The sequence below is a fragment of the Escherichia sp. AM3 genome (assembly GCF_032029835.1).
Classification (GTDB): Bacteria; Pseudomonadota; Gammaproteobacteria; order Enterobacterales; family Enterobacteriaceae; genus Escherichia; species Escherichia coli.
This window is the reverse complement of record NZ_JAVUPQ010000627.1, coordinates 1-395: the sequence shown is the minus strand read 5'-3', so window position 1 is coordinate 395 and position 395 is coordinate 1. Positions and strand designations below refer to the sequence as shown.

General features: G+C 61.8%; 1 protein-coding gene. It reads right to left on the bottom strand.

The window, feature by feature from the left end; genetic code table 11:
- Positions 1 to 395: aspartate-semialdehyde dehydrogenase (locus RTW80_RS27590; protein WP_312721282.1), on the bottom strand; the 395-nt coding region annotated here is incomplete at both ends.

The window sequence follows — 395 nt, the reverse complement described above, 5'->3', positions numbered from 1 at the left end:
ATGTCGAGGATGGCGGACGCCGGGTCTGCCAGCTCGGCAGCGACGCTCTGGTGCAGCTGGCCCATCTGGGTCAGCAGCTCACGCATATGACGCGCGCCGCCGCCGGAGGCCGCCTGGTAGGTCGCCACGGAGACCCACGCCACCAGATCCTGTGCGAACAGGCCGCCGAGGGACATCAGCATCAGGCTGACGGTGCAGTTACCGCCAACAAAGGTTTTCACGCCGTTGTTCAGGCCGTCGGTGATGACGCCCTGGTTAACCGGGTCAAGAATAATGATGGCATCGTCTTTCATGCGAAGCGAAGAGGCCGCATCACTCCAGTAGCCCTGCCAGCCGCTTTCACGCAGCTTCGGATAGATTTCGTTGGTATAATCGCCGCCCTGGCAGGTCACAAT